We start from the raw sequence: 23,028 nt of genomic DNA, 5'->3' as shown, positions 1-23,028 counted from the left end.
GGTCAGACACCTGTAGATCTGTACCAGATATCTCTAAAAGATAATACTGCCATTGTCGGTAAGATAAGTGAATGAACACTAAAAGTAACAATAAGCCTCAAAATGAGGCTTAGCTAAGTTTTGATAACAGATATTCTTTGAACTTTTCATAGTCCTTGGTAAGGAGATCCATGTGTTCTTCCTTTGATTCTGCATCTTTAAGACTGATGGGAAGCTCCGGATCAATACCCGTCACTGATTTCACTTCTTCCGGAAACTTTGCGGGATGCGCCGTTTCCAGGGTCACTGCTATTGTTTTATCTGCGGTATTATTCCTGTAATCAGACAGACCTTTTATTCCCACAGCCCCGTGGGGCTCAATAAGAATACCATAGCTGTCCAGAATATCCCTCATCGTGACCTTTGTTTCTTCATCGGTCACCGAAATGGAATAAATATCATTGCGGAGTTGTTCCATATCCGGCAGCTTGTTGACATTACCCAGTTCATCCATCTGGCCACCATACACCGCAATAAGCCTTGCCAGATTGCTCGGATGGCCTACGTTCATTGCATTTGAAAGACAATTGAGGGATGGAACTATCTTATGATATTCACCGGTGCTCAGGAATGAAGGAAACTCATCGTTCTCGTTTACAGAAGCAACGATCTTCTTTACCGGAAGACCCATTGTCTTTGCCAGTACGCAACCCATCATGTTCCCAAAATTGCCGGAAGGTATGGAAAAGATGATCTCTTCGGGATAATTACAGAGATTAACATATGCATAAATATAGTACAGAGACTGCGGGATAAGACGACCAATATTTATAGAATTGGCTGAGGACAGGTTAAGGTGTCTGAGCTGGTCATCTGAGAAAGCACTCTTGACCATAGCCTGACAATCATCGAACTTGCCATCTATGGATATTGCGCTTATGTTCTTCTGGAGGGTGGTCATCTGCTTGCGCTGACGCTCGGAAACCTCAGTACGGGGGAAAAGTACAATGACCCTGACATTATCAAGTCCATAGAAAGCATGAGCAACCGCACTCCCCGTGTCGCCAGAAGTAGCAGTAAGAATGGTTATTTTCTTGCTATCTTTTTTGAGATAATATTGCATGAGCCTTGCCATAAGGCGAGCTGCGAAATCCTTGAAGGAAGCAGTGGGCCCACGGTCCAGCCGCATGATATATGTGTTTTCGTTCAGTTCTTCAAGAGGCACATCATAGTTGTAAGCATCGTAAACTATCTCTTTAAGGGAAAGCTCATCGATCTCACCTTCCAGAACCTTGCGCAGTACACGAAATGCAACTTCTGGATATGGTTTGTCTTTCAGGGACACAATATCTTCTTTTGACAGAAGGGGGAGAGACCTGGGTAAATATAGACCTTTATCCGGGGCCTGGCCTTCAATAAGGGCAGTTTCAAAAGATACTTCTGCTGCCTGGAGATTAGTGCTGTAGAGTTTCATACTGATCAGTGATTCATTTGATATTAATAGTATAGGTTTTCTTAATGATTAGTACTTATGATTTACTTTTGGGTTAAGAATGTTGCTATAATAATATTGTGCTAAAACTTCATGGGAAATTAAGTCTCCAAACTTACCTTTTCTTGATGCTGCCCTTCTACGAGCCAATGGTCCAAAAACATTTTAATATTAGTGAATAAATATATTTTTTACTAAATTTGTATGCATATTATATTCGATAAACGAATGGATGTGAGGCAATTAAAAAAAAGGTCCTTGTTATTATTTTATTACTGAACATAGTTTTGTTCTTAGCAGCTGCCGGGATGGTAACATATATAGAAACCACTGAAAAAAAAACATCAGCAACATCAAACACAACAGAATTAAATAAAAATATAGTTATGTCAAATTTTGTTTATGTTCTTTATGATATATCTGACGAAAATTTGGAAATATATACTTCAGAAAAATCAAGCTTAATGCTCAAAACAGGGACAATTCAAACAACAACTCCTCCCAAATTACTTTTAAATTCCATGAATAATGATGGTCATTTCCCTGTAGAAGGCTCAGTTAAATCCCCTGAAGAATACGAATATTACTTGGTCCAGTTCAATGGCACTTCAAAAAAAACCTGGAAACAGGATATACCCGAGATAGGAGCACAACTATTAGATTACGTTCCTGACAACGCATTTGTGGTAAGGATGAATGGTTCAACTGCAACCATGGTTTCAAACCTTGAGCATGTAAGATGGATGGGCGACTATTTGCCTGAATACAAAATCGACCCATCTCTTCGAACAAAAACGGAAGAGAACATTTCTGTGGAACTCATGATCTCCTTATTTGAACCCATAGATAAAAGCAATATTAAAGAAGAAGTAACAGAGGAAATAATCTCCCTGGGTGGAAAGATCCTGGATGGATCCAATAATGACCGGATACATATAGAGATCCCAAACTCAAAAATATCAGCCCTGTCAAATATCAAAGATGTTAAATGGATAGAAGGATACGAACAAATTGCGATATTCAATGATGTTGCCCTGGGGATAATCGATGCTGCTTATGTCAGCGAAAACTATAATCTGACCGGGCATGGACAAATCATAGCAGTTGCCGATACCGGCCTTGATACTGGAATCAATAATGCGTCAATAAATCCTGATTTCTATGGGCGCATATTAGCAATTCAGGACATAACAGGCGATGGTGCAGAAGATCTGCAAGGTCATGGCACCCATGTAACTGGTTCTGCACTTGGCAATGGGTCATGGTCCAATGGAAAATACAAAGGTGTTGCACCGGAGGCACAATTAGTCTTCCAGGCTATTGCCAATGCTGATGGAAGCCTTATGATCCCCGGAAACAATGTGAACGCACTTTTTAAACCTGCCTATGAACTGGGAGCACGCATTCATTCCAATAGCTGGGGTGGAACTGGTGACGGAACATATACTATTTATTCTAAAGATGTGGATAAATTCATGTGGACACATCCTGATATGCTGATAGTGTTTGCTGCAGGCAATAGCGGAGTAGATAGTGATGCCGACGGCATGATAGATCCTGATTGTATTGCATGGCCCGCAACTGCAAAAAATTGTCTGTCTGTTGGTGCTTCGGAAAATAATAGAGCCCATACTATTGGAATGACCTGGGGGTCTATAACAGACGGATTTGATGTGCCCATCTATCCGGCTGCACCAATTAATAGTGACTACATTGCCGACAACCCAAAGGGAATTGCAGCATTCAGCAGCAGGGGTCCTACAGATGACGGACGGATCAAGCCGGACGTCGTTGCACCCGGAACTTACATTATATCCGCCAGGTCCAATGCGTCAGATAATAAAGATGTGTGGGGTTTTGTAGATGAGCATTACGTCTACATGGGTGGAACCAGTATGGCCACACCTATTGTTGCAGGCAGCGTGGCGCTTATACGGCAAAACTATGTGGACAAACTGAACATTTCACCTTCAGCAGCCCTATTGAAAGCTACCGTCATAAATGGTGCCAGCGATCTTAAACCCGGACAATATGGGAACGATGTTACAGGGCAACCCGATCATAATCAGGGATGGGGATTGGTTAACCTGAAAGAGTCCCTATATCCGGATAGCGGGTACATATATTTTGCAGATAACATTAAACTGCAAACTGGTGATGCCGTTGATAAAAATTACTATGTTAACAATAGTTCCAGATCTTTTAAAACTACGCTCGCATGGACTGATTACTATAGTACGGAAATTGCACAAAAAGTGCTTGTAAACGACCTTACACTTCTTGTAGTGAAGCCTGATGGTACCGAAGTGGTAGTAAACGACACAGTTAACAACGTAGAACAAGTATTTTTTGAAGAAACTGATGCCGGCTGGTACACCGTAAAAGTAGTCGGTGAGGATGTCCAAAAAGGACCACAACCTTGCGCTATAGTTGTCAGCGGTGCATCTGCTGCATTAAGCTATCTTGATCTCAACCCTCAGCAGACAACTTACTATACAGGTAACACCACAACGTTCGAGGCTGAAGCAAGAGACGAAAACAACAATCAACTGCAAGCTGTTCTTATGTGGGAAAGCAGTGATCCCACTGTTGCCAGTATCAATAGCTCTACCGGACATTTCATTGCTCTGGCGGAGGGAATAACCAACATAACTGCAAATGCAGGAACCATGTATTCCACTGTTTCGATAAATGTGCTCGATTCCGGGAATCCAAAGAGAACTAATGAATCGTCTGAAGTGGTTCCTAATGAAGAAGAGAAAGAACAAAAGACTACACCAACGTCTTCCTCAAGAAGTGGTGGTGGAGGGGGAGGAGGAAACAGCGGTGAAAACCAGGCAAATGTGCTGGTAAAGGAACCTGAAACATTGGTCGTTATCAAGGACAGTAATATTAGATATGAGTTCACTGAAGACGGAAACAGTATAGGACACATAGAGTTCACGGCTTTGAAGAACTCCGGAAAAATAACAGCATTTGTAGAGGCACTCAATGACAGATCATCCTTTGCAAAAAGCAATGCGCCCGGTAAGGTTTACCAGAATGTGAACATCTGGGTAGGAAAAGCTGGTTTTGCAACAGAAAGTAATATCGATGATCCTGTAATAGGATTTAAGGTAGCTAGAACATGGATGGCAAGTAATGGCGTGGACAAAACATCTATAAGACTTTACAGGTACAGTTCTGATGTGTGGAATGAACTGCCTGCCAAGATCACGAATGAAGACGAGCAATATGTGTACTATGAATCGGAAACACCAGGGTTTTCACCGTTTGCTATCAGTACAGCAGAGACAACAACTGAATTTCTGACACAGATATCAGGCACAGAAAATGATACATCAAATGATAGAACAAAGCTTTCGGGTAAGATCAATGAATCAAATAGCAATGATAGTGAAAGAGATTCACTTGAAGATGAGGACAAATCGTCTGGAGATAAAATTGGACATCTTTCAAAATTTACAATAGCTTCCATAGCATTATTCACATCCGGAATGGTTTATCGATACTACAAAAAAAGAAAATGAATAGACATAACACATGATAGAAGATGTGCATAGGAGACCTCATCACTGGATTTCATAGTGGCGGCCCGTATTGTTTTTTATGAAAAGAATCAATTACTTTATATATCACTCACGGTATAGTTACTGCATCTGATCTTGTTCTGGTGATATTCATAATTGAACTTATCAAGGCATTTCTCCTAGGATTTACAGTCGGTATATCTGCTGCATTGATACCCGGACCTATGATGTTCGCAACCATTGGAATATCCCTGAAAAAGGGTTGGAAAACAGGCTTATATGTATTCAGTGGTCATGCTCTGGCAGAACTTGGCATATTCCTGCTTATTCTGTTAGGAGCAGTATCCATCATCGGTGAGAGCATGATGTCATACATAGCTATAATGGGAGGGATGGTCATGCTTCTTTTCGGGATGATGCTGATGAAAAGCGCGAAAGGAACAGGCACAACAGACTTTGCTGCTTCGGCCTCTAAAATGGACCTGAAATCAGGTCCTGTATCTGCAGGGATACTTACTTCTATATTGAACCCTGCTTTCGTTATTTGGTGGTTAACAGCCGGTAGTGCCATTATCCTGCAGGAATATATGGCAGGAACGCTTGCGGTCATCGCGTTTATCACAGGCCACTGGATCGCAGACCTTGGGTTCCTTGTAGCTGTATCTTCATCCTTCTCCAGAGGGAAGGAACTTATTTCTTCACGCACCCATAAAAGAGTGCTCTATATATGCGGAGGGTTCATGATAATATTCGGTTTCTGGTTCCTGCTGAACTATAATAGTTTTTCTGTGATGATATGACCTGGCTGTAACACAGCATAAATCTTAATTCACCCAGCACCAATTCTGACAGGATGCCTATGATAGATAAACTAAGGACTTGTGAGCAATACCGGAATATTGCAGGAGCGCTCCTTTTCATTGCAGGTGTCGTGATATTCCTGGGGATCATCACTGCTGAAACACTGTACCCGGGATATAACACTGCACAGAACATGATAAGCGACCTGGGTGCTACTGAACCGCCTAACAGCATTATAGTGCAGCCTTCTGCGACGATCTTTAATTTCAGTATGATGCTTTGTGGCCTGTGTATTATCCTTGCTGCCTATTGTATCCACCGCACTTTTTATGTTAATACTGTTACCATAACTATGGCCTTGTTCGGTATCGGTGCACTGGGAGTGGGTATCTTCCCGGGCAACTATGGCGCAGTGCATGGTATATCTGCGCTCATCACATTCATCTTCGGAAGCCTGGCAGCCATAATGAGCTACAAGGTAACAACATCGCCTTTCAGATACTTCTCTGTGATACTGGGATCAATAGCCTTGCTGAACCTGCTGCTCTATTACATTATGGGACAGGCAAGCCCGTTTGCACTCTTAGGTATAGGTGGACTTGAAAGATGGATCGCATATCCTATAGCACTATGGATAACCGGCTTCGGAGGACACCTTATGGAAAGTACAGAAAGAAGTATCTAAAGGGCATATTCTGAAAAAGAAAAGAAGGGAGAGATATCCATCAGGATAATATTCAAAATGCCGGAATTCAACTCTGAAAGACATTCACAGCTCATCACGGAGCACTGGAAAGTACTGCATGAACCAAAAAGCCTGCTCTCTACCATAATGCTCTCGATCCCATTAATGGTTATTAATCTCTTTATAACAATGGTAATTGTCAGTCTGTTCGTACCTATATCGCCATCGATATTCGGTATTCATCAATCATCGATCTTGTTGAACATTAACTTCGGAGCTATACTGGTCTTAATAGTACTTGTGATCATACACGAACTCTTACATTTGGTTTTCATTCCGGGTTTTAGGAGATCAGACAAGACATATCTGGGTATCACATACTTTGGCGGATTTGTCTATTCGGAAGAAAAGATAGCTAAAATGCGATATATTTGCATCACAATTGCGCCCTTTGTCATCATTTCTGTTCTTTTGCCCATTCTATTGGGGTCTCTCAGCTTGCTGACCCCATATTTAATGTTCTTGATCTTTCTGAACTCAATGGCCTCTTCGGTGGATATTCTGACATTGATCCTGATATTGTACCAGGTGCCTTCCGATTCATATATTACAGTAAATGGGATGAGAAGTTACTGGAAATAACGAAACCGAAAGAATAACATATTTAAACTATAATGTATTTTTACGTACATTTAAGCATAGAAAAGTACATTGCAGGAGAGGAGCAAACTGATAGTTACAAATAATAAGTTTTCGAAGGTTGAAAATAAGACAAAAAATTCAGAGGCAGGAGAGAATTCATAATGCCTCTACCTTACCTTGTTCTGATCATTTCGGTTGTATTTATGTTGGGAGCTACCTTCTTTTTAATATTGAGGCGAGATCATGATTAACCAGGTTCTGCTGGTAATATATGTAATTGGGATAATATCTCTCTCCCTTAAACTCAGGCAGGGAACTTTTTCAGGTTTTGTGATATCAGATCGCCAGGTGATGTACCCTGCCGTGATAGGCATAGCCTATATGGCTGCATACTTTAGTGCCGCATCATTTCTCGGAGGCGGAGGCTTTGGACTGGTTGCCGGTCTGCCCTGGGTCATCTGGGCTGTATTCTTCCACGTAGCCTTCGCATGCTTAGCTTTCCTGATCGCGCCAAAGATATGGGCGATGGCTCAGCATTACGATGCCAGAACTGTACCCCAGTTGCTGGAACGCAGATACAACTCCCAGAAAGGCAAGGTTCTGCTTGCTGGAATTATGTTGGTGATGTATACGGTCTATCTGGTTGCTATCTTTAAAGGCTGTGGAAATCTGTTCCAGGGACTTCTGGGGGTTACATATGTCCAGGGGCTTATCATAACTGTTGGGATAGTTGCCCTCTATTACGTTATTGGAGGATTACCTGCCATTATCTGGATAAGTTTCCTGCAAGGGCTGATTATGCTAGTCGGCTCAATGTTGCTCTACGGCGGGCTTATTTCCAGTGGTCAGGGGACGATGATATGGAACAACATCCCTGATGCAGTGCTTAACATGGGTGGAAATACAGTACCCTGGCAAAAGAGCTTTGGAAATGCATTTGCTATCAGTCTGGGACTCCTGGCACTGCCAGACCTATTGATCATGATATTCTCTGCCAGAGACAAGAGAGTGGTGCGTTTTGCAGGTATCTATGGTCCTATATCCGTTGCAATTTATGCCCTATGCATATTCTCTCTGGGAATTCTGGCATATGGAGTATTCACCTCAGAGGAGCTGGCACCCTTCATAGCAAACCCGGACGGACTTGTGCCATTCCTTGCAACATCACTACTGCCTTCAGGATTTGATGGAATCGTACTCCTGGCAGCAATTTCTGCAGCCATGTCAACTATGAGTGCTATAGTTCTTGTCACAACGACTGCTCTGACCTCAGATATCCTTAAATTTCTGAGCCCTGCGACCCCTGATGACAGAGTGCTGGTTATGACCCGCATAACAGGAGTGATGATAATTATAGTAGCGGCATTCTTCGCCGTGGACGTGCCGCAAATGATAGTGCCTCTGGTCTCGGCAAGTATGGGTGTGATCGCATGTTGTGTATTTATCCCCCTGATGTTTGGCTTATATTGGGATCGTGGCACTTCTACAGGATTTGTTGCCAGCCTTATAGCATCATTTGGTTCTGTGGTGCTATGGCAATACTATGGTAACCCCCTCATACATACAGTATTCATTGGTTTGATCTGCGGGACTGTGGCATACATTGGGGGAAGCCTGTTCAGTGCACAGCCCCTTCCTTCTGACATGAGAAAAGAATAAAAAAAGAGGAATACAAAATTGAATGCTGAATAGGGAACTTATTCCTATTCATAATTTATGTACCCGATAGCATTGAATGCATATATTCTTTCAGATGTACATGAACCGCATTTATTTCACTGTTCTGAGGAAGAGTAGCTATCATTTTTTCGATATATGCTCGTTCTTTAAGAAGTCTGAAAGTCTCTATGAAATTCAGATCAAATACCCATGCAAGACGAGCCAGATTCATATCATTGCAGTTTCTGACGTCTTTTATGCTTGGTATCTCATTATCAAAAAGATCCTTTATCAAATATGGCGAATATTCCTCATCATCGGGTAAGCCATGCTCAAGAGCAGAATTCGGAGATATGGCCTTTATAATGTGGTAGTCAGTGAAAACTTTGTAGATATCCAGTTTGTCAGCATCCCTTACCAATTTCAAATGAAGAAGGGTTTTCCCATCAAGTCCATCCGGGATCATCTGCATATTATGGTTTTTGATCGCTGTGAAGATAATGTTTTGCTCTTCTTGAGATAAACGTGAGATAACTCCTTCTGATCTCAATATCTTTACACCCAGAAGAGCATGGTTCTCTGATCTGGAGTCATGGAATGTCCTGTACCTGCTTATTTGTTCAAAACGACCAGTGTCATGAAAAAGAGCAATTGTAATGGCAAGATAATAGTCTTCTTCATCCAGTTCTTCAGATGTTGCAATCCTGGAGGAGTTTTCACATACTCTGTTGGTATGTTCTTCTTTAAGCTTGATGTTCTGTAAGACCAGTGCATCTTCCGAACGGAAAGACCGCACATAATCCTGGAACCATATCTTAAAATTAAGATAATCCTCTTTTTTCATCGCTCGCCAGCACCCTTAGACATATAGGTTTTTCTCTTAATGCCTCATCCCCTGTGAAGAGAAGTAAATATATAACTGTATGGACAAATCAAAGTTACCATACAGCCATACAACAAATTCCAAAAAAGATCACTTAATTATGTATGTTACCTGCACAGACGTGGAAACTGTTGCCTCTCCTGGTTGAACTGGTGTAGAAACTGCAGCTTCAGCCATTGGTGCACCCCTGTAGATCGGCTGGACACTCCCTACATCACTTACAGAAACTGTCTGTACTCCCACTAAAGTGATGCCCAGGCTTGAAGCAAGCTCATCGGCCTTGGACCTGGCATCAGTTACTGCTGCCTGGAATAATTCACTGCGAACAGCCTGTTGTTGCTCATCGGATACGGAAAAGGTTATGCTCCCTATCTGATTTGCGCCTGCTGAAGTTGATCTGTCAATAATGGAACTAACATTCTCCAGCATCTGCGTAGTTACCTGCACCGTATTGGAAGCAGAATAAGCTACTATTGTTGGATTACCTGTATTATCATATACTGGTTGAATTGAAACATAGGATGTCTGTATTTCGCGGTCCTCAAGTCCTATACTCTTAAGTTCTCCAATAACAGCATTCATCAAAGCTGCATTTCTGGTCGATGCTTCATTTGCAGTCGGTGATTGTACAATTACCCCTATGCTTAATGAAGCTGTATCCGGGGTAAGCTTTTTTTCAGCAGAGCCGGAAACCGAAATAGTATGTTCTCCGCTCTGACCTGAAGAAGACACTGAACCAGCGTATATGATCGCTGCCATCAAAGCCACAGCTATTGCAAGTACAACAAGCAGAATATACATTGTATTGTTAGTTTCGTTTGCCATTCTATTCCTCCATGATCTCAAAAGATACAATGAAGAATATCTAGTAGTTCCGTTCTTAAAGCTTGCTGCAAATACGCAGAAAAATAGAAAGAGAGGTTGGAGCAACGGGAAGAGTATTGTTCATCAATGTTTTTTGTTTCCTTCCAAAAAAAACAATATTAATGAACAGGCTCATCTTCCTTGGTTAATAAGTCACTTTTTTCCAAAAGCAGGTATTTCCTTTGAACCCAACTTATAGTCCAATCTTCCTACCTCTACCAGGGTACCAGCAGCTACAATCTCTCCTTCCACCTGTGCCAGGACGTAGCTGACCACACTGCCACCCAGGTAAGCTGTTTCCCCCGACCCAATCATTCTTTTGCCGGTGATTGCTTCACCACCGCTGGAAACAATTTTTGCATAAAGCAAATGGGTGATCTGTAACTCCGAAATTTTCTCCTGTAAAATAGCAGCCGCCAGTGGAGAAGCGTTTTGACCCTCGGCGGTGGTCAGCAGCATTTCATTGCTTTTATCATAGATCTCCACCAAAATTTTTGATTGTAATGCGGCTTTTTCTGCGGCTTGTTGCACGACTGTCAAATCTTTTAATTCTTTTTTCTTATGCTCAAGCAGAGAAGGATCTTTTATCTTTTTGATTTCCGTCTCTAATTCAGCTACAGCTTTCTTTGTTGGTTCCACAATTTGCTGTTGCAGCAGTTGCACCTGATATTCTAATTTCCATCGTTTTTTACCTACTTCTTCAAAAGTCCCTATCAGCCTGGAATTTTTGATGCTGTAGAAATCGGGTAAATAAACCAGATACTTTTTTTCTTTGAATTTCCCCAATTCCCCCGCAATTAATGCCTTTAGGGCTATATCTGATAAGGAAATCTCTTTGCCTTTGATGGTATAATCTTTGCGGAACATATTGACGATGCTGCCCACAGAACCGACGACAGCTCCTGCTGCTGTCAATAAAGGTGTTATCGCTGCCGCTGATCCAATTACAGATGCCACAGCTGGTATTGCTGTCAACGACGTTATTGATGCCATCACTTTTGTTAATTCCACATCCACTCCATCTTTTTTTATTTCTCTTTTGGCTTCTCTGGACTGGAAATACAAGTCATTGACTATAATTTGGGTGTCCATACCTTTTTTCAACTTATCCAGCTGACTTTTTACTTGTAACAATTGCACATCTCTCGCCGCTATGCTCAAGTCGTCTACCAAGAGAATTTTACTATTATCTGGCAACTCAGCAGTCGATATTTTTTTCACCAATTTCTCCACCTGGTGAATTAAAGTGTCGTTGGCTACCAGTTCTGTCAAGTAGCCGAACTTATCATCGGTAGTGATGGTTCCTTCAGGTGGAGTGGCAGTGGCTCCGTCTGGTATTTCGGCTTTCAGTTTAGCTTTTTTTGCCTCTGCAATTGCTTTTTCTGCCTCTGCGATGGTCTTTTCTTGAGCCTTGATAGCAGCTTCTTCTTCTTTTTGCTTTAAAGCTTCGCTTTTTTTTGTTTTGTCTGTTTCTTCGCTCATTGTACCCACTCCTGTTGTTTCAATCCTTGTTTTATCCGCTTATATTCCGACTTTATAGAAAAAATACTCTTGATTTTATATAGATCCAACAATTAAAAAAGGATGGATATACTAAATATTGCTTTCTGCTGAAAATATAAAGGAAATGAGTGTATTTGTTCTAGAATGCCTTGTGTTCAATGCATAGCCTTCTTTTCCTCTATCTTTTTCAATGCATCTGCAGCTCCCTGGCAAACATATTTATTGGGATCGTTCAAAGCTTTATTAAGGAATTCAATTGCTTTTGGGTCTCCGATATTCCCCAGTGCATCCGCAACCTGACGGCGGACATAGCTATCAGGATCTTCCAGGGCTTTTATGAGAGGGTCCACACCACTGGAATTGCCAAGCTTTCCCAGCGTGTATGCCGCTTCCCTGCGCACCTGCACATCTTTTTCATACCCCAGTGCTTTGATCAGCCCATCTACATCTTTTTGCTTTTCCATATCTTTAACATCTGGCTTTCCAAATCCGAACAGCATGTGAAATAACCCCTTAGAATTTTACTATAGATGCATCTTCATCAAACCCAACGGTTATTATTAATTCATCAAAATAGCAAATATCTGGAAAAATGCATACGGGAAGTACAAATGATGCCTTAAGGTATCGTTTGGCTTCAAACCCCGGAATCAACAACCGCATGCAATGGAAAAACGAATTTAGTCTTCAAGACTTGCTATGTCTGCCTCTTCGCTGAAAAGGTAATCTTTCAGCTCCTTGGCAAAGTTCTCATCATGCTGCCTTATCCATTCCATAAGCATAGCTGCATGTTCTTTCTCTTCGTTGGCATTGTGTATCAGTATCTTCTTCAGGTTCTCGTCAGTGCAGGCATCTGCTCTCTGATTGTACCAGTCTACCGCTTCCAGCTCTTCCCTCAGTGAATCGATAGCTCTCGTCATGTCCTGGGTCTTTGCTGATAATTTGCTCCTGTCTTCATGTATCATACTATCACTTATCTGAATATGATTTTTCATAACATATATCTTTTGGGAGGGAGCTAAACTCTTTGAGAGTATATTATATAAAACAGAATGTAAAGGCTGATTAGCCATTTAATTTGAATGCTCATGTGAGGGAAAGGTTAGTAATATGGAATTGTTGATTGAAAATGAATTAAAGTATAATAGACTCAATCTTCGGACGGCGGAAAACATCCGTAAAACGGTTGCAAACGATGCGGATGTCGAAAAGAAGGTGATTGCTTCCTACGGTATAATTGAGTATGAAGTCAGGAAAGAAAAAATGGTCCTGGATATGGAAACTGCGGTTAAACTTGAGGAGATGAGTAAAGCTGCTGATGATGATTTGACCAAACTTGCGGAATCGATAATACAAGACCTGATTGAAGCAAAGGTTAACGAGAAGTTAATGAGTTTCTGTAAGATGCGATCCCCGCGATATAATATAAAGCATCTATGCACAAAAAATCGATAGCCTGAGTAGATTCTAATTATGAAGCATTGTTCTGGAAATTTAGAAAAAGCTGTGGATAAAGAAATATGGGATAACGAAACTGTGAAACAGGCAAGCGGTTTGGGTGGAAAAACAAGAAAAATGTGTAGAGTGTGCTTAATACAAGCACACTTTTTATCTGGTCCACGAATTTACTTGTACGTAAGCGCAAACACCGTATCCGTCAGCCACTTACGGAATGATTCATTGTCGCTGAACTGCTTGAAGAGCTCCGTGTCATCCTTCAGCACAGCGGTCATTACGCGGGCTAATGCTTTATCATGCTCTATGCGTGCATTCTGTTTATCCGAGTTCTGCTTCGCGTTTTGATACGCAGTATCTGCTGATACCTTTTGAGGTATATCCTGTGTTATCAGCCGGTGCACCCTGTCTGCATGGGTCCAGGGGATGTTGCCGAACTGGTCATTGAAGGTCTTGAGGATATTGCTAAGCCTCTCGAGTTCCGGTTCGGGTTTAAATCCACCACCGGCTGCAGGAACGGGTTCGACCACACCGTCTGCATCTGCCAGCTGGATCTTGATCACAGCCTGCTTTTCCACACGATAGCTATCCATATCAATGGCTTCCAGAATACCTTTTGAAAGATCTTCCTCAATAGGCGCTGGTAATTTCGGCACCAGGAAATTAAGGAAGATGGAGAGCTTTTCCCAGTCAGCATTGGTATACGGAAGTATAGCAGCAAGGAAGCCATAGGTTCTGTTGAAGGCCTTGGCCTTGCTCTTGAAATCCACCTGTCCGTCCTCATCGAGGTGCTCTTTATACGTAGCAACACAGGCATCGAGAATGGGGTCCAGCTTGTCCCGGTCGGCACCACCCAGATAAAGCTCTACCAGCTGCTCTATCTGCTGCGGAGTGTAGACCTGATAGCTGTCCATGTCTGACTTGAGATCATGCAACTTATTGGGGTCTGTCTCGTCGCTGAGAATGGTAGTGCGGTAGTAATCCGAGAACGAAAACTGTATGGTATCAGTATCGTTCATGAAATCCAGGACGAAGACATCATGCTTTTGCGGATGGGAGCGATTGAGCCGGGAAAGGGTCTGCACTGCCTTTATACCTGAAAGTATCTTGTCCACGTACATGGTGTGCAGGAGAGGCTCGTCATAGCCTGTCTGGAACTTGTCGGCACATATAAGGAATCGATAGGGATCTTCCTGTATCCTGTCCGGGATCTGGCTGCTCGGAAAGCCGTTGAGGGTGGCTTCTGTTACATTCACACCCCCGTATTCGTGCTCACCTGAAAAGGCAACTATTGCCTGGTACGGGCTCTTGCGCTCGGCCAGATATTCTCTGAACGCATGGAAATACCGGATGGCACGCTCGATACCGCTGGTAACCACCATGGCCCGTGCCTGGCCTCCGATCCTGTTAAGGGCTATTACCTGTTCGTGGAAATGGTCCACCATGATCTCTGCCTTGAGCCGGATGGCATAATCGTGGCTCTCGACGTACCTACGAAGCTTCTTCTTTGCCCTTTTAGTATCGAATTCGGGATCTCCTTCCACGGTTTTTATGAGTTTGTAGTAGCTGTTCACGGGGGTGTAGTATTGCAGCACGTCCAGGATGAAGCCTTCCTGTATGGCCTGCTTCATGGTGTAGCTGTGGAAAGGACGGTGTTTTACCTCTCCTGCATCCTCGCAGGCCCAGCCGAAGAGCTCCAGGGTCTTGTTCTTGGGAGTGGCAGTAAAAGCAAAGTAGCTGGCATTGGGAAGCATCTTGCGTGCTTCCATACGTTTTTGCAGGGCATCGTTCACGGTATCTTCGGGATCGGAGAGTGCTTCGATCATGGCTGCTGCAGTACGACCGCCCTGGCTGGAATGGGCTTCATCGATAATGATAGCGAATTTGCGGCCACGGTGCTCTGTGCCGATCTCATCGAGGATGAAGGGAAACTTCTGGACCGTGGTGATGATGATCTTCTTACCACTTTCAATGAACCTGCGCAGGTCTCCGGAGTGGTCAGCATGGCCTACGGTAGCTCCCACCTGAGCGAACTGTTTGATTGTATCGCGGATCTGCTGGTCAAGGATACGGCGGTCTGTGACAACGATGATGGAATCGAATACCTCTGAGTTGTCTTTCTTGAGCACTATAAGCTGGTGTGCCAGCCATGCAATGGAATTACTTTTGCCACTGCCTGCGGAATGCTGGATAAGGTAGCGTGTGCCTGCACCGTGATTCTGTGCGTGGGCGAGGAGCTTGCGTACCACATCGAGCTGATGGTAACGGGGGAAGATCTGCACCTCTTTCTTCTTGCCGGTCTTGTCGTTCTTCTCTTCCACTATCTGCGCGTAGTTCTCCAGAATATCGGTAAGCCCTTTCGGTGTCAGGATGCGCTTCCAGAGGTAATCGGTCTTCAGGCCATCGGGGTTAGGGGGATTGCCGGCACCGTCATTGTAACCCTGGTTGAAGGGCAAAAACCATGAACCTTTGCCTTTGAGATGAGTGCAGAAGCGCACTTCATGATCGTCCACCGCGAAATGAGCAATGCACCGACCGAACAGGAACAACAGTTCCCGGGAATCACGGTCGCGTTTATACTGCTCCACCGCATCCTCCACGGTCTGCTTGGTGAGGCTGTTCTTAAGCTCGAAGGTGGCTACTGGCAGGCCATTGATGAAAAGAGCAAGGTCCAGGGCAAGCTGTGTCTCATCGCGGCTGTAGCGCAGCTGTCTTGTGACAGTAAAACGGTTCAAAGCATAGAGTTCCTCGGCCTTGGTGTTACCGGGAGTAGGAGTGCCATAGAACAGATCAATGTGATGAGGACCGTGCTTGATGCCATGGCGCAGCACATCAATGATACCGCGTTTTGTGATCTCACCCTGCAACCGGGCGAGGAACTTGTGCCTTGTGGGACTGGCATTGTCAAGGTCAAGTGCCTCCACGATATCAGGCTGAGTACTTTTAAGGAAAGCCGTAAGATGTACCAGATCCACCGCATACTGGCGGTCGTAGTCCTGCCACCGTCCAAGATGCCAGCCGGTACCGCCGTATAGTGAACTTGCATCGTGGATGATATCAGATGGTGAAGGGATATTTCCTGTCATTGTAGTTACAATGAGACTCTCAAGACCCTTTTCAGTGGTATCGGTATTCATGTTTCTTCCTCAGCTTTCAAGCTTGAGGCATTCTGACCTATTTTTTCAATAAATTCCAAAGTGTTGATGAATTTGCCAGCAATCTCTGGTAATATTGGACCAAGTTGCCACAACTTTCTCTTAATTTGATTAATCTCACCATTTCGATCTTGCCAATCAACTGTCCAGTTAACACAGTGTGATTTCCATTTCAAGGAAGCTTTAGTTGCCGGAGTAAATTCAACCCATACGTCATCAATTTTCTTCCTATCTAAAAGGTATTCTGCTGAAGGAGTTAATTGAACTCCTATCCAATCTGCTTGCTCGTGCCATGAAGCTGCTTCATCAACTGCCTTACCAACAAAAATATTCTTTATATTTTCATATTCTCCAAAGGAAATAGCACCTCTTACCGGAATTCCCAATTCAATTGATCTAGGTATAATCCTCTGGCAGTGAGCTCCATGGAGGTTTATAACTACAGGAGCTTCTATTTCACTACAAGGAGTGAACAACACAATTGTGTCAGAGATACTCTTTGTATTCACATCATAACTCATGTTACTAATTTTGCCCCTTAATTGTGTTTTTAAGGTAGAGATTTCATCAAGAAGTAGCTCCAACGTGTCAATTGGGTTTGACTTTCTTCCATAGATGCCTTTCCATCCAAGTACATCCAAAAAAGTAATTACACCGGTTTTATCTATATCTTTAATTCCCCTGCTCAAGAGTAACCCTCCCACACTCCACCCGACGGTGCACTCCTTTCTGTATTACTAACCCAACCGGCAAGTTTATTTAAAGAATCTTGAACCTGCTCTTTCGTTAGACCCTGAAGAGCTGCTCGTTCCCACAGCCACTCCAACCAGCCGTCAAGACCAACGGGGTACTCTATTGAATCATGATCAAAATTATTGAACAGGAACGGAATTCCTCCTTTATTACACTGACCACCAATAGATATATTGTTCACATACCAACCAACTTCTGTTCGTATTATCTGGTATGAATCTTCGGATTTTAAGCGTCGTGAATAGACACAAAACTCAAATTCTATACCAAGTGTTTTGTCTTCAGGTTCATCATTTGCATGTACATCTTCAATAAAAGCTAACAAATCTTCAACAGGATGAACATGCATATAAAATTGAGGATTATCCGGTTGAACACCGCGATTCTTAATCATGTATTTATGATGTTTAGGCTCGAAACCTCGTGATTTAAGAGACTCATGAAGTTGGAAGGCGTAATCTCCCATTTTATTAATAAGGTCCTGCACTTCTTCATCCATGCGAGATTCCTTCAACTGCTCCTTTATTTGTACCATGAGTTTTTCGATTTTATCTCGAAAATCTGTTTCTTCTTCAGTAAGTTTGATACTCATAGTTCACCTTCCGATGTATCCTCAGTTATAGTACCTTCTTCTCCCTCATCCAACTCATCCTCAAGCACCTCCGGCTCTTCCACCTCATCTGGCAGGCTCGCTGCTGCTTCCCTCATATCCAGCTTCCCGGTCACAACATCAGCAATAAGGCGGGTGCGGTATTCACGCAGGAGGGCGATATCACGCTCAATTTCAAGTCTTGTAGTAGTAATTTTTGTAATATGTTCCACTATGTATTCAAATATCTGCTTTTGTACTATAAGCGGAGGAACTACAAGACAGAGATTTGCAATTGTTGATGTATTCAGGCCGCCAAGAATCGCACCTCTTCTAACGGCTTCAATCTGTCTTTTTACATAGGGAGCATCATGTAACAACATTTCTATAAATAGAGAAAGAACTTGTTGAGAATCCAATCGAACTCTTATTGTATCAGAATCTGCAACACCCTTTGAAGCATTTGGAGGTACAATTCTGCATTTACCTATGCTCCCCTTTCGAGTCAAAACCAAGTCTCCTGGCAACAATTCATAACGTTTCAAAGAATTGAACTGTTGAGGAGTAAGCCATCTTCTGCCTTTTGAAAAATCACCGCTAATGGTATTCTCTTGTCCATAGAGCTTGAAGCCGGTGTCAGAATCTTCGAGTTGAGTGAGAGATGAACCAAATGGTCCCATTTGAATGCCTACTTCTAACTTTGTAACTAAGTATTTCAGCCGTTTCACTTCCCAACCCTCCGGCACATCCCCCAGCCATTCCACACCCGATGGCTTCAGCTTCACATTCGGGTCCAGCCCTCGAGTGACAGCGCGGTGGATGATGGCCTGCTTCTGCTCTTCCAGCAGCTTGATCAGCTTCTGCTTGGCATGGATGTAGCGCCTGATGCGCCGGTCCATGTAATCGAGGTAGCGGACGATGGAGGATTGTTCGGAAAGAGGTGGAAGGGGAACACGTTGAGACGCAAAACCATCGTATCGAAAATCAGTTGATCTTTCACGAATACCCTTAGCTAGAGCCATAATCCACTGGGAACGTGCCATTTCACGAACAATGTACGAATAATAGTATGAGTTTGCATCCCCACAAGGTTGACAGACCGAATACACTGGAGTACATTTTCCATCTGAATCTGAAACACCAATTGCACCTGCGAAAGCATCCATTGCATGAATTACCAAGTCTCCACGCCGCACACCCTGATACCCAATCTCCTTCAATGATTCAGTGAAGCCACGAACACGTCTGTTTTTTCTTAAAGTTACAATCCCATCACGGAAACATGTAACTACATCATCATCTTCTCTGGTAGGACGATTCATTTTCTGGAACAACCATCTGGCACGTTCAAACTCCCAATGCTCCGGCACCTGTCCCAGCCATGGCACGCCAGAATCCTTGTACGCAGCATACGGCTTCAGGTCATGAATCATTAAGCACCACTCCCCACGTTTACTGGCACGCAATCATCGAGTTTTCTATGCAACAGTGAAATTAAAGAAAGGTAATCCGCTGCATCGTCCTCACCTTCCCATAGAATCTTTGGTTCATGAGCTAAAGGATTCCTTACAGCTGTAAAACAACCTTTTAAAAGTGATGCAAAACCCTTGTGTTCTGATTTTTCGGTTTCAGTCCGTAAAGAATTCATCGCAAGAATTGGTTTTTCAACCGAAAAAACCTTGTCCACAAGTGCTGCACCATCCAGATCTACACCTGACATTTCACGAATTCGTTGTGCTAGCCCTTTCATTGCCTCAAAGACGGCATGGAAATAATTGTCCTGTAAAAGCTCAACTTTGCAGTACTTCAGAACTTCTGTATGTAGAAGTCGTCCCTTAAATTTATTATGAATGGTATTTAGCCTCTTTTCAGCTTCATCTAGCGTACGTGCAGTATTACACTGCCTAAACTTACCATCCGTTCCATATTCCAGACCAGAGAAAGCTAGTATTGCATTAAGATGCTGCCGATGAACCTCGAACTCCTCACTACGGCCAACAAAGCGAACCGGACTTAGAAAGGATTCAATGAATCTAAGAATATGATTAGCAGACTTGTATTGATTCTGCGAATCAAGGAACACCCAACAAAGACGGCTCCATTTTGTGGATTCGCCTGAATTATCTTTAAGTTTACAATACGTAAGGACACGGGAAATATCTGTTCCAGAGCCACATTTGGCAAGCAATCTGGAGAGTTTTTCAATCTGGTTTTCTGGAAAAAAGATAACCTGAGTTATGATCCCATACCTCCAAAAATTGATTGCTTAATTTCCGATGAGATCAGCTTTACAAATTGTGGGGGCAGCGTCCCCCCAATTTCCGGATAGGCCAGATAGAACTCTCTGCAACGTCCCAGCTCGCGGAAATGATATTTGATGGCTGCTGTTTCCCGAAGCCTCACACTCAGCCTGGGTAACAGGTTCTGTCCGTAACTGGCCCGGTCAGCTCCTTTTTGTTCATATTCGTAAATATAACATCCAATGACCCAGTTTCGGAGTGTGAGATTAATGTTCACTGCCTTAGAAGCCTGTGCAGCACATTTCTCATACACCTGCCGGATGGCATCCACGAGGTTACTGAAATCAAAGGTTGCCACATTATGCGTGTTCATAGTGATACACTCATCTGGATGCAGGGACTTATCTGGAACTGGCTTCCGGTTCTTTTTGTCAGTCATTATAAAATCTCCCTGTGTGGACTGCATCCGGGAGTCAGCAACTCCCAAATTATGAGATCAAATTCTTTGGCTAAAGTACATTTGTGCAACGGGTAGTTGCACAAAATGAGCATTGATCTGAAGGCATCTGCCTTCGAGGATATCGTCATGCATTCCCCTTTCCTATGATCTCCGCCAGCAACCCGTCCGTTTCCTTTTCCAGTGCCAGGATATCTGCCCGGATCTCTTCCAGCGAACGCATAGGCTGAGGCTTGTAGAAATACCGGGTGAAGCTGACCTCGTATCCTACCTTGACGCTGGACTCATCTATCCACGCATCTGCAGCGTGAGGCAGCACTTCCCGGCGTATGAATGACTCGATGCCGCCTTCTTCCATCAGTGGTATCTGTTCCGTATCTCTCAGTTCACTGTCGGGTTCATATTCCACTACAACATGTTTCCCGTTCACAGTAGCTTCAAATAATCCTTTCAGCGGGTCAGCCTCGGTTTTACCCAATCTGTGGACCTTTGAAACAACCCTCTCTGCACTTTCATCGCGCTGTGCAAGGCTGTTCTGCACAAGCTTCTGACGTTTGGCAGTAAGCTTGACACCAAATCCACTGGCCATTGCTTCAAGCGCGGAAATGAACACATTGAAATCATTATGCGAACCAGACCCAAGCTTCTCCGCAGCCTTATCAATGAGACCTGCCAGCTGTTCCTCCCCCGTACCACAGGACTTGCGGAACACCTCCCGGGATTTTTCTCCGAGGTCCACAGTGAGGCGCAGTGGCCTTTCCACAGTGACCTTCCAGTAACCAAAAGCTGCATTGGGGAAGATCTTAGACTGCTCTGACTCCTCAAAGGCGAGGAAAGTGTCGCATATCTTTTTGATATCCTCATCAGAAAGCTCGCAGTTCTTCTTGCCCAGATTCTTACGCAGTGGCTTATACCACTGCGTGGCATCGATGAGCTGCACTTTACCACGCCTGTGCTCAGGCTTGCGGTTACCGAGCACCCAGATATACGTAGCAATGCCCGTGTTGTAGAACATGTTAAGAGGCAGAGCCACAATGGCTTCCAGCCAGTCGTTCTCGATGATCCAGCGGCGGATGTTGCTCTCACCCTGTCCGGCATCCCCTGTGAACAGGGAAGAACCGTTATGCACCTCGGCAATGCGACTGCCAAGCTTAGTATTACGCTTCATTTTAGAGAGCATGTTCGCCAGGAACAGCATCTGACCGTCACTGGAACGGGTAAGCAGTGAATACTCAGGGTCACCGGCATGCTCGATGACAAAACGCGGGTCCTTGATCCCATCCTTGCCACCCATACGCTCCAGATCACTTTTCCAGCTCTTGCCATACGGTGGATTGGAAAGCATGAAGTCGAACTCACGCGCAGGGAAAGCATCATTGGCAAGGGTGGAGTGCTCTGGCCCTCCCACAAGATTATCAGCTGCATCGCCTTCGCCTTTAAGCAGGAAGTCTGCCTTGGCAATGGCGTATGTCTCTGCGTTGATCTCCTGGCCATACAGGTGTGTAGCCACTTGCTTGCCATGTTCCTGGGATAGCTGCAGCAGCGTCTCTTCAGCTACGGTGAGCATGCCACCGGTACCGCAGGCACCATCATAGAGCAGGTAAGTGCCGGATTCTATGTCATCAGCAATCGGCAGGAAGATCAGGTTTGCCATGAGCTTCACAGCATCGCGGGGTGTCCAGTGCTCACCTGCCTCTTCGTTGTTCTCTTCGTTAAACCTTCTCACAAGTTCCTCAAAGATCGTACCCATGGCATGGTTATCCGGTCCCGGATGCTTTACCGAGCCATCGCCGTTCAGCACCGGATTCGGACTGAGGTTAATGGAAGGGTCCAGGAATTTCTCGATCAACTTACCCAATGCATCCGCTTTGGAAAGCCGGGGAATCTGGTTGCGGAACTCGAAGTTGTCCAGGATCTCCTGTACATTGGGTGAAAAGCCATCCAGATACGCCTCAAAGTCTGCCTTGAGCTGTTGCTGGCTGGCACGGGAGCGCAGGTCACGCAGAGTGAATTGTGATGTATTGTAAAATGCCTGGCCGGCCGCCTGGCGCAAGGCCTGGTCCTGGTTCGTGATGCCCGCGTTATCGAGCGTGGATTTCATATCAAGCACATTTTGCTTAGTTGGCTCAAGCACCGCATCCAGGCGCCGCAGGACGGTCATCGGTAAAACGACATCGCGGTACTTTCCACGCACATACAGATCACGCAGCACGTCGTCTGCAATACCCCAGATGAAGTTGGCAATCCAATTAACGCTATTATCACTCATTCTGTAACCTTGTAATGTATTATAGACTCATCTTTAAAGGTCATTTCTATTAAACACTTGTTAATTTTTCAA

Annotated in this window: 19 protein-coding genes; 6 read left to right on the top strand and 13 right to left on the bottom strand. The window is 44.0% G+C overall.

What is annotated here, in order from left to right:
- Nucleotides 1-109: 109 nt before the first annotated feature.
- A complete protein-coding gene (thrC, locus tag METHO_RS03170) occupies nt 110-1,453 on the bottom strand; it encodes a threonine synthase (protein ID WP_015324075.1) in 1,344 nt (447 codons plus the stop codon).
- 539 nt (nt 1,454-1,992) lie between these two features.
- On the opposite strand from thrC, the gene METHO_RS14225 reads away from it, so the two are divergent.
- The 5 genes from METHO_RS14225 to METHO_RS03145 all read left to right on the top strand — a co-directional run bounded on the left by METHO_RS14225 (nt 1,993) and on the right by METHO_RS03145 (nt 8,788).
- A complete protein-coding gene (locus METHO_RS14225) occupies nt 1,993-5,001 on the top strand; it encodes a PGF-pre-PGF domain-containing protein (protein ID WP_172635180.1) in 3,009 nt (1,002 codons plus the stop codon).
- 143 nt (nt 5,002-5,144) lie between these two features.
- Nucleotides 5,145-5,801: a LysE family transporter gene (locus tag METHO_RS03160; protein WP_015324073.1), complete on the top strand. Its 657-nt coding sequence runs from the start codon at nt 5,145-5,147 to the stop codon at nt 5,799-5,801.
- A gap of 59 nt (nt 5,802-5,860) precedes the next feature.
- Complete coding sequence (locus METHO_RS03155) at nt 5,861-6,487, top strand: DUF998 domain-containing protein (protein WP_015324072.1); 627 nt, start codon at nt 5,861-5,863, stop codon at nt 6,485-6,487.
- Between the two features lie 57 nt (nt 6,488-6,544).
- The gene (locus METHO_RS03150; protein ID WP_015324071.1) at nt 6,545-7,129 is read left to right on the top strand and encodes a DUF3267 domain-containing protein; all 585 of its coding nucleotides are present in this window, start codon (nt 6,545-6,547) and stop codon (nt 7,127-7,129) included.
- Nucleotides 7,130-7,372: 243 nt separating this feature from the next.
- Nucleotides 7,373-8,788 carry a sodium:solute symporter family protein gene (locus tag METHO_RS03145; RefSeq protein WP_015324070.1) on the top strand — a complete coding sequence of 472 codons (1,416 nt, stop codon included), beginning with the start codon at nt 7,373-7,375 and terminating at the stop codon, nt 8,786-8,788.
- A gap of 55 nt (nt 8,789-8,843) precedes the next feature.
- Here the strand turns inward: METHO_RS03145 and METHO_RS03140 are convergent, their stop codons facing one another.
- The 5 genes from METHO_RS03140 to METHO_RS03120 form a co-directional block, all read right to left on the bottom strand.
- On the bottom strand, nt 8,844-9,632 hold the full coding sequence (locus tag METHO_RS03140) for an HD domain-containing protein (RefSeq protein WP_015324069.1): 789 nt from the start codon (nt 9,630-9,632) through the stop codon (nt 8,844-8,846).
- Nucleotides 9,633-9,761: 129 nt separating this feature from the next.
- Entirely contained in the window at nt 9,762-10,496 is a 735-nt protein-coding gene (locus tag METHO_RS03135; protein ID WP_015324068.1) for an SIMPL domain-containing protein, read from the bottom strand.
- Between the two features lie 192 nt (nt 10,497-10,688).
- Complete coding sequence (locus METHO_RS03130) at nt 10,689-12,017, bottom strand: hypothetical protein (protein WP_015324067.1); 1,329 nt, start codon at nt 12,015-12,017, stop codon at nt 10,689-10,691.
- A gap of 176 nt (nt 12,018-12,193) precedes the next feature.
- Complete coding sequence (locus tag METHO_RS03125; protein WP_015324066.1) at nt 12,194-12,538, bottom strand: HEAT repeat domain-containing protein; 345 nt, start codon at nt 12,536-12,538, stop codon at nt 12,194-12,196.
- A gap of 180 nt (nt 12,539-12,718) precedes the next feature.
- Complete coding sequence (locus tag METHO_RS03120; protein WP_156811184.1) at nt 12,719-13,003, bottom strand: ferritin family protein; 285 nt, start codon at nt 13,001-13,003, stop codon at nt 12,719-12,721.
- A gap of 145 nt (nt 13,004-13,148) precedes the next feature.
- On the opposite strand from METHO_RS03120, the gene METHO_RS03115 reads away from it, so the two are divergent.
- Nucleotides 13,149-13,493, top strand: coding sequence for a hypothetical protein (locus METHO_RS03115; RefSeq protein WP_015324064.1), 345 nt, complete (start codon nt 13,149-13,151; stop codon nt 13,491-13,493).
- A 170-nt stretch (nt 13,494-13,663) separates the two neighbouring features.
- Here METHO_RS03115 and METHO_RS03110 read toward each other — a convergent pair whose 3' ends face one another.
- From METHO_RS03110 to METHO_RS03080, 7 genes are all read right to left on the bottom strand, one after another.
- Nucleotides 13,664-16,630 carry a type I restriction endonuclease subunit R gene (locus tag METHO_RS03110; RefSeq protein WP_015324063.1) on the bottom strand — a complete coding sequence of 989 codons (2,967 nt, stop codon included), beginning with the start codon at nt 16,628-16,630 and terminating at the stop codon, nt 13,664-13,666.
- On the bottom strand, nt 16,627-17,337 hold the full coding sequence (locus METHO_RS03105; protein ID WP_015324062.1) for a hypothetical protein: 711 nt from the start codon (nt 17,335-17,337) through the stop codon (nt 16,627-16,629). Before METHO_RS03105 ends, METHO_RS03110 begins: the two co-directional genes overlap by 4 nt.
- The gene (locus tag METHO_RS03100; RefSeq protein ID WP_015324061.1) at nt 17,334-17,993 is read right to left on the bottom strand and encodes a hypothetical protein; all 660 of its coding nucleotides are present in this window, start codon (nt 17,991-17,993) and stop codon (nt 17,334-17,336) included. Before METHO_RS03100 ends, METHO_RS03105 begins: the two co-directional genes overlap by 4 nt.
- Nucleotides 17,990-19,423: a restriction endonuclease subunit S gene (locus METHO_RS13065; RefSeq protein WP_015324060.1), complete on the bottom strand. Its 1,434-nt coding sequence runs from the start codon at nt 19,421-19,423 to the stop codon at nt 17,990-17,992. The genes METHO_RS03100 and METHO_RS13065 overlap by 4 nt, the downstream gene beginning before the upstream one ends.
- Nucleotides 19,423-20,178 carry a TIGR02391 family protein gene (locus METHO_RS03090; protein ID WP_015324059.1) on the bottom strand — a complete coding sequence of 252 codons (756 nt, stop codon included), beginning with the start codon at nt 20,176-20,178 and terminating at the stop codon, nt 19,423-19,425. The genes METHO_RS13065 and METHO_RS03090 overlap by 1 nt, the downstream gene beginning before the upstream one ends.
- Before the next feature lie 47 nt (nt 20,179-20,225).
- A complete protein-coding gene (locus METHO_RS03085) occupies nt 20,226-20,669 on the bottom strand; it encodes a DUF1016 N-terminal domain-containing protein (RefSeq protein ID WP_015324058.1) in 444 nt (147 codons plus the stop codon).
- A gap of 145 nt (nt 20,670-20,814) precedes the next feature.
- A complete protein-coding gene (locus tag METHO_RS03080; protein WP_015324057.1) occupies nt 20,815-22,956 on the bottom strand; it encodes a type I restriction-modification system subunit M in 2,142 nt (713 codons plus the stop codon).
- Nucleotides 22,957-23,028 lie beyond the last annotated feature (72 nt).

The organism is Methanomethylovorans hollandica DSM 15978 (genome assembly GCF_000328665.1).
Taxonomy (GTDB): Archaea; Halobacteriota; Methanosarcinia; order Methanosarcinales; family Methanosarcinaceae; genus Methanomethylovorans; species Methanomethylovorans hollandica.
This window is presented reverse-complemented; position numbering and strand designations above follow the sequence as displayed.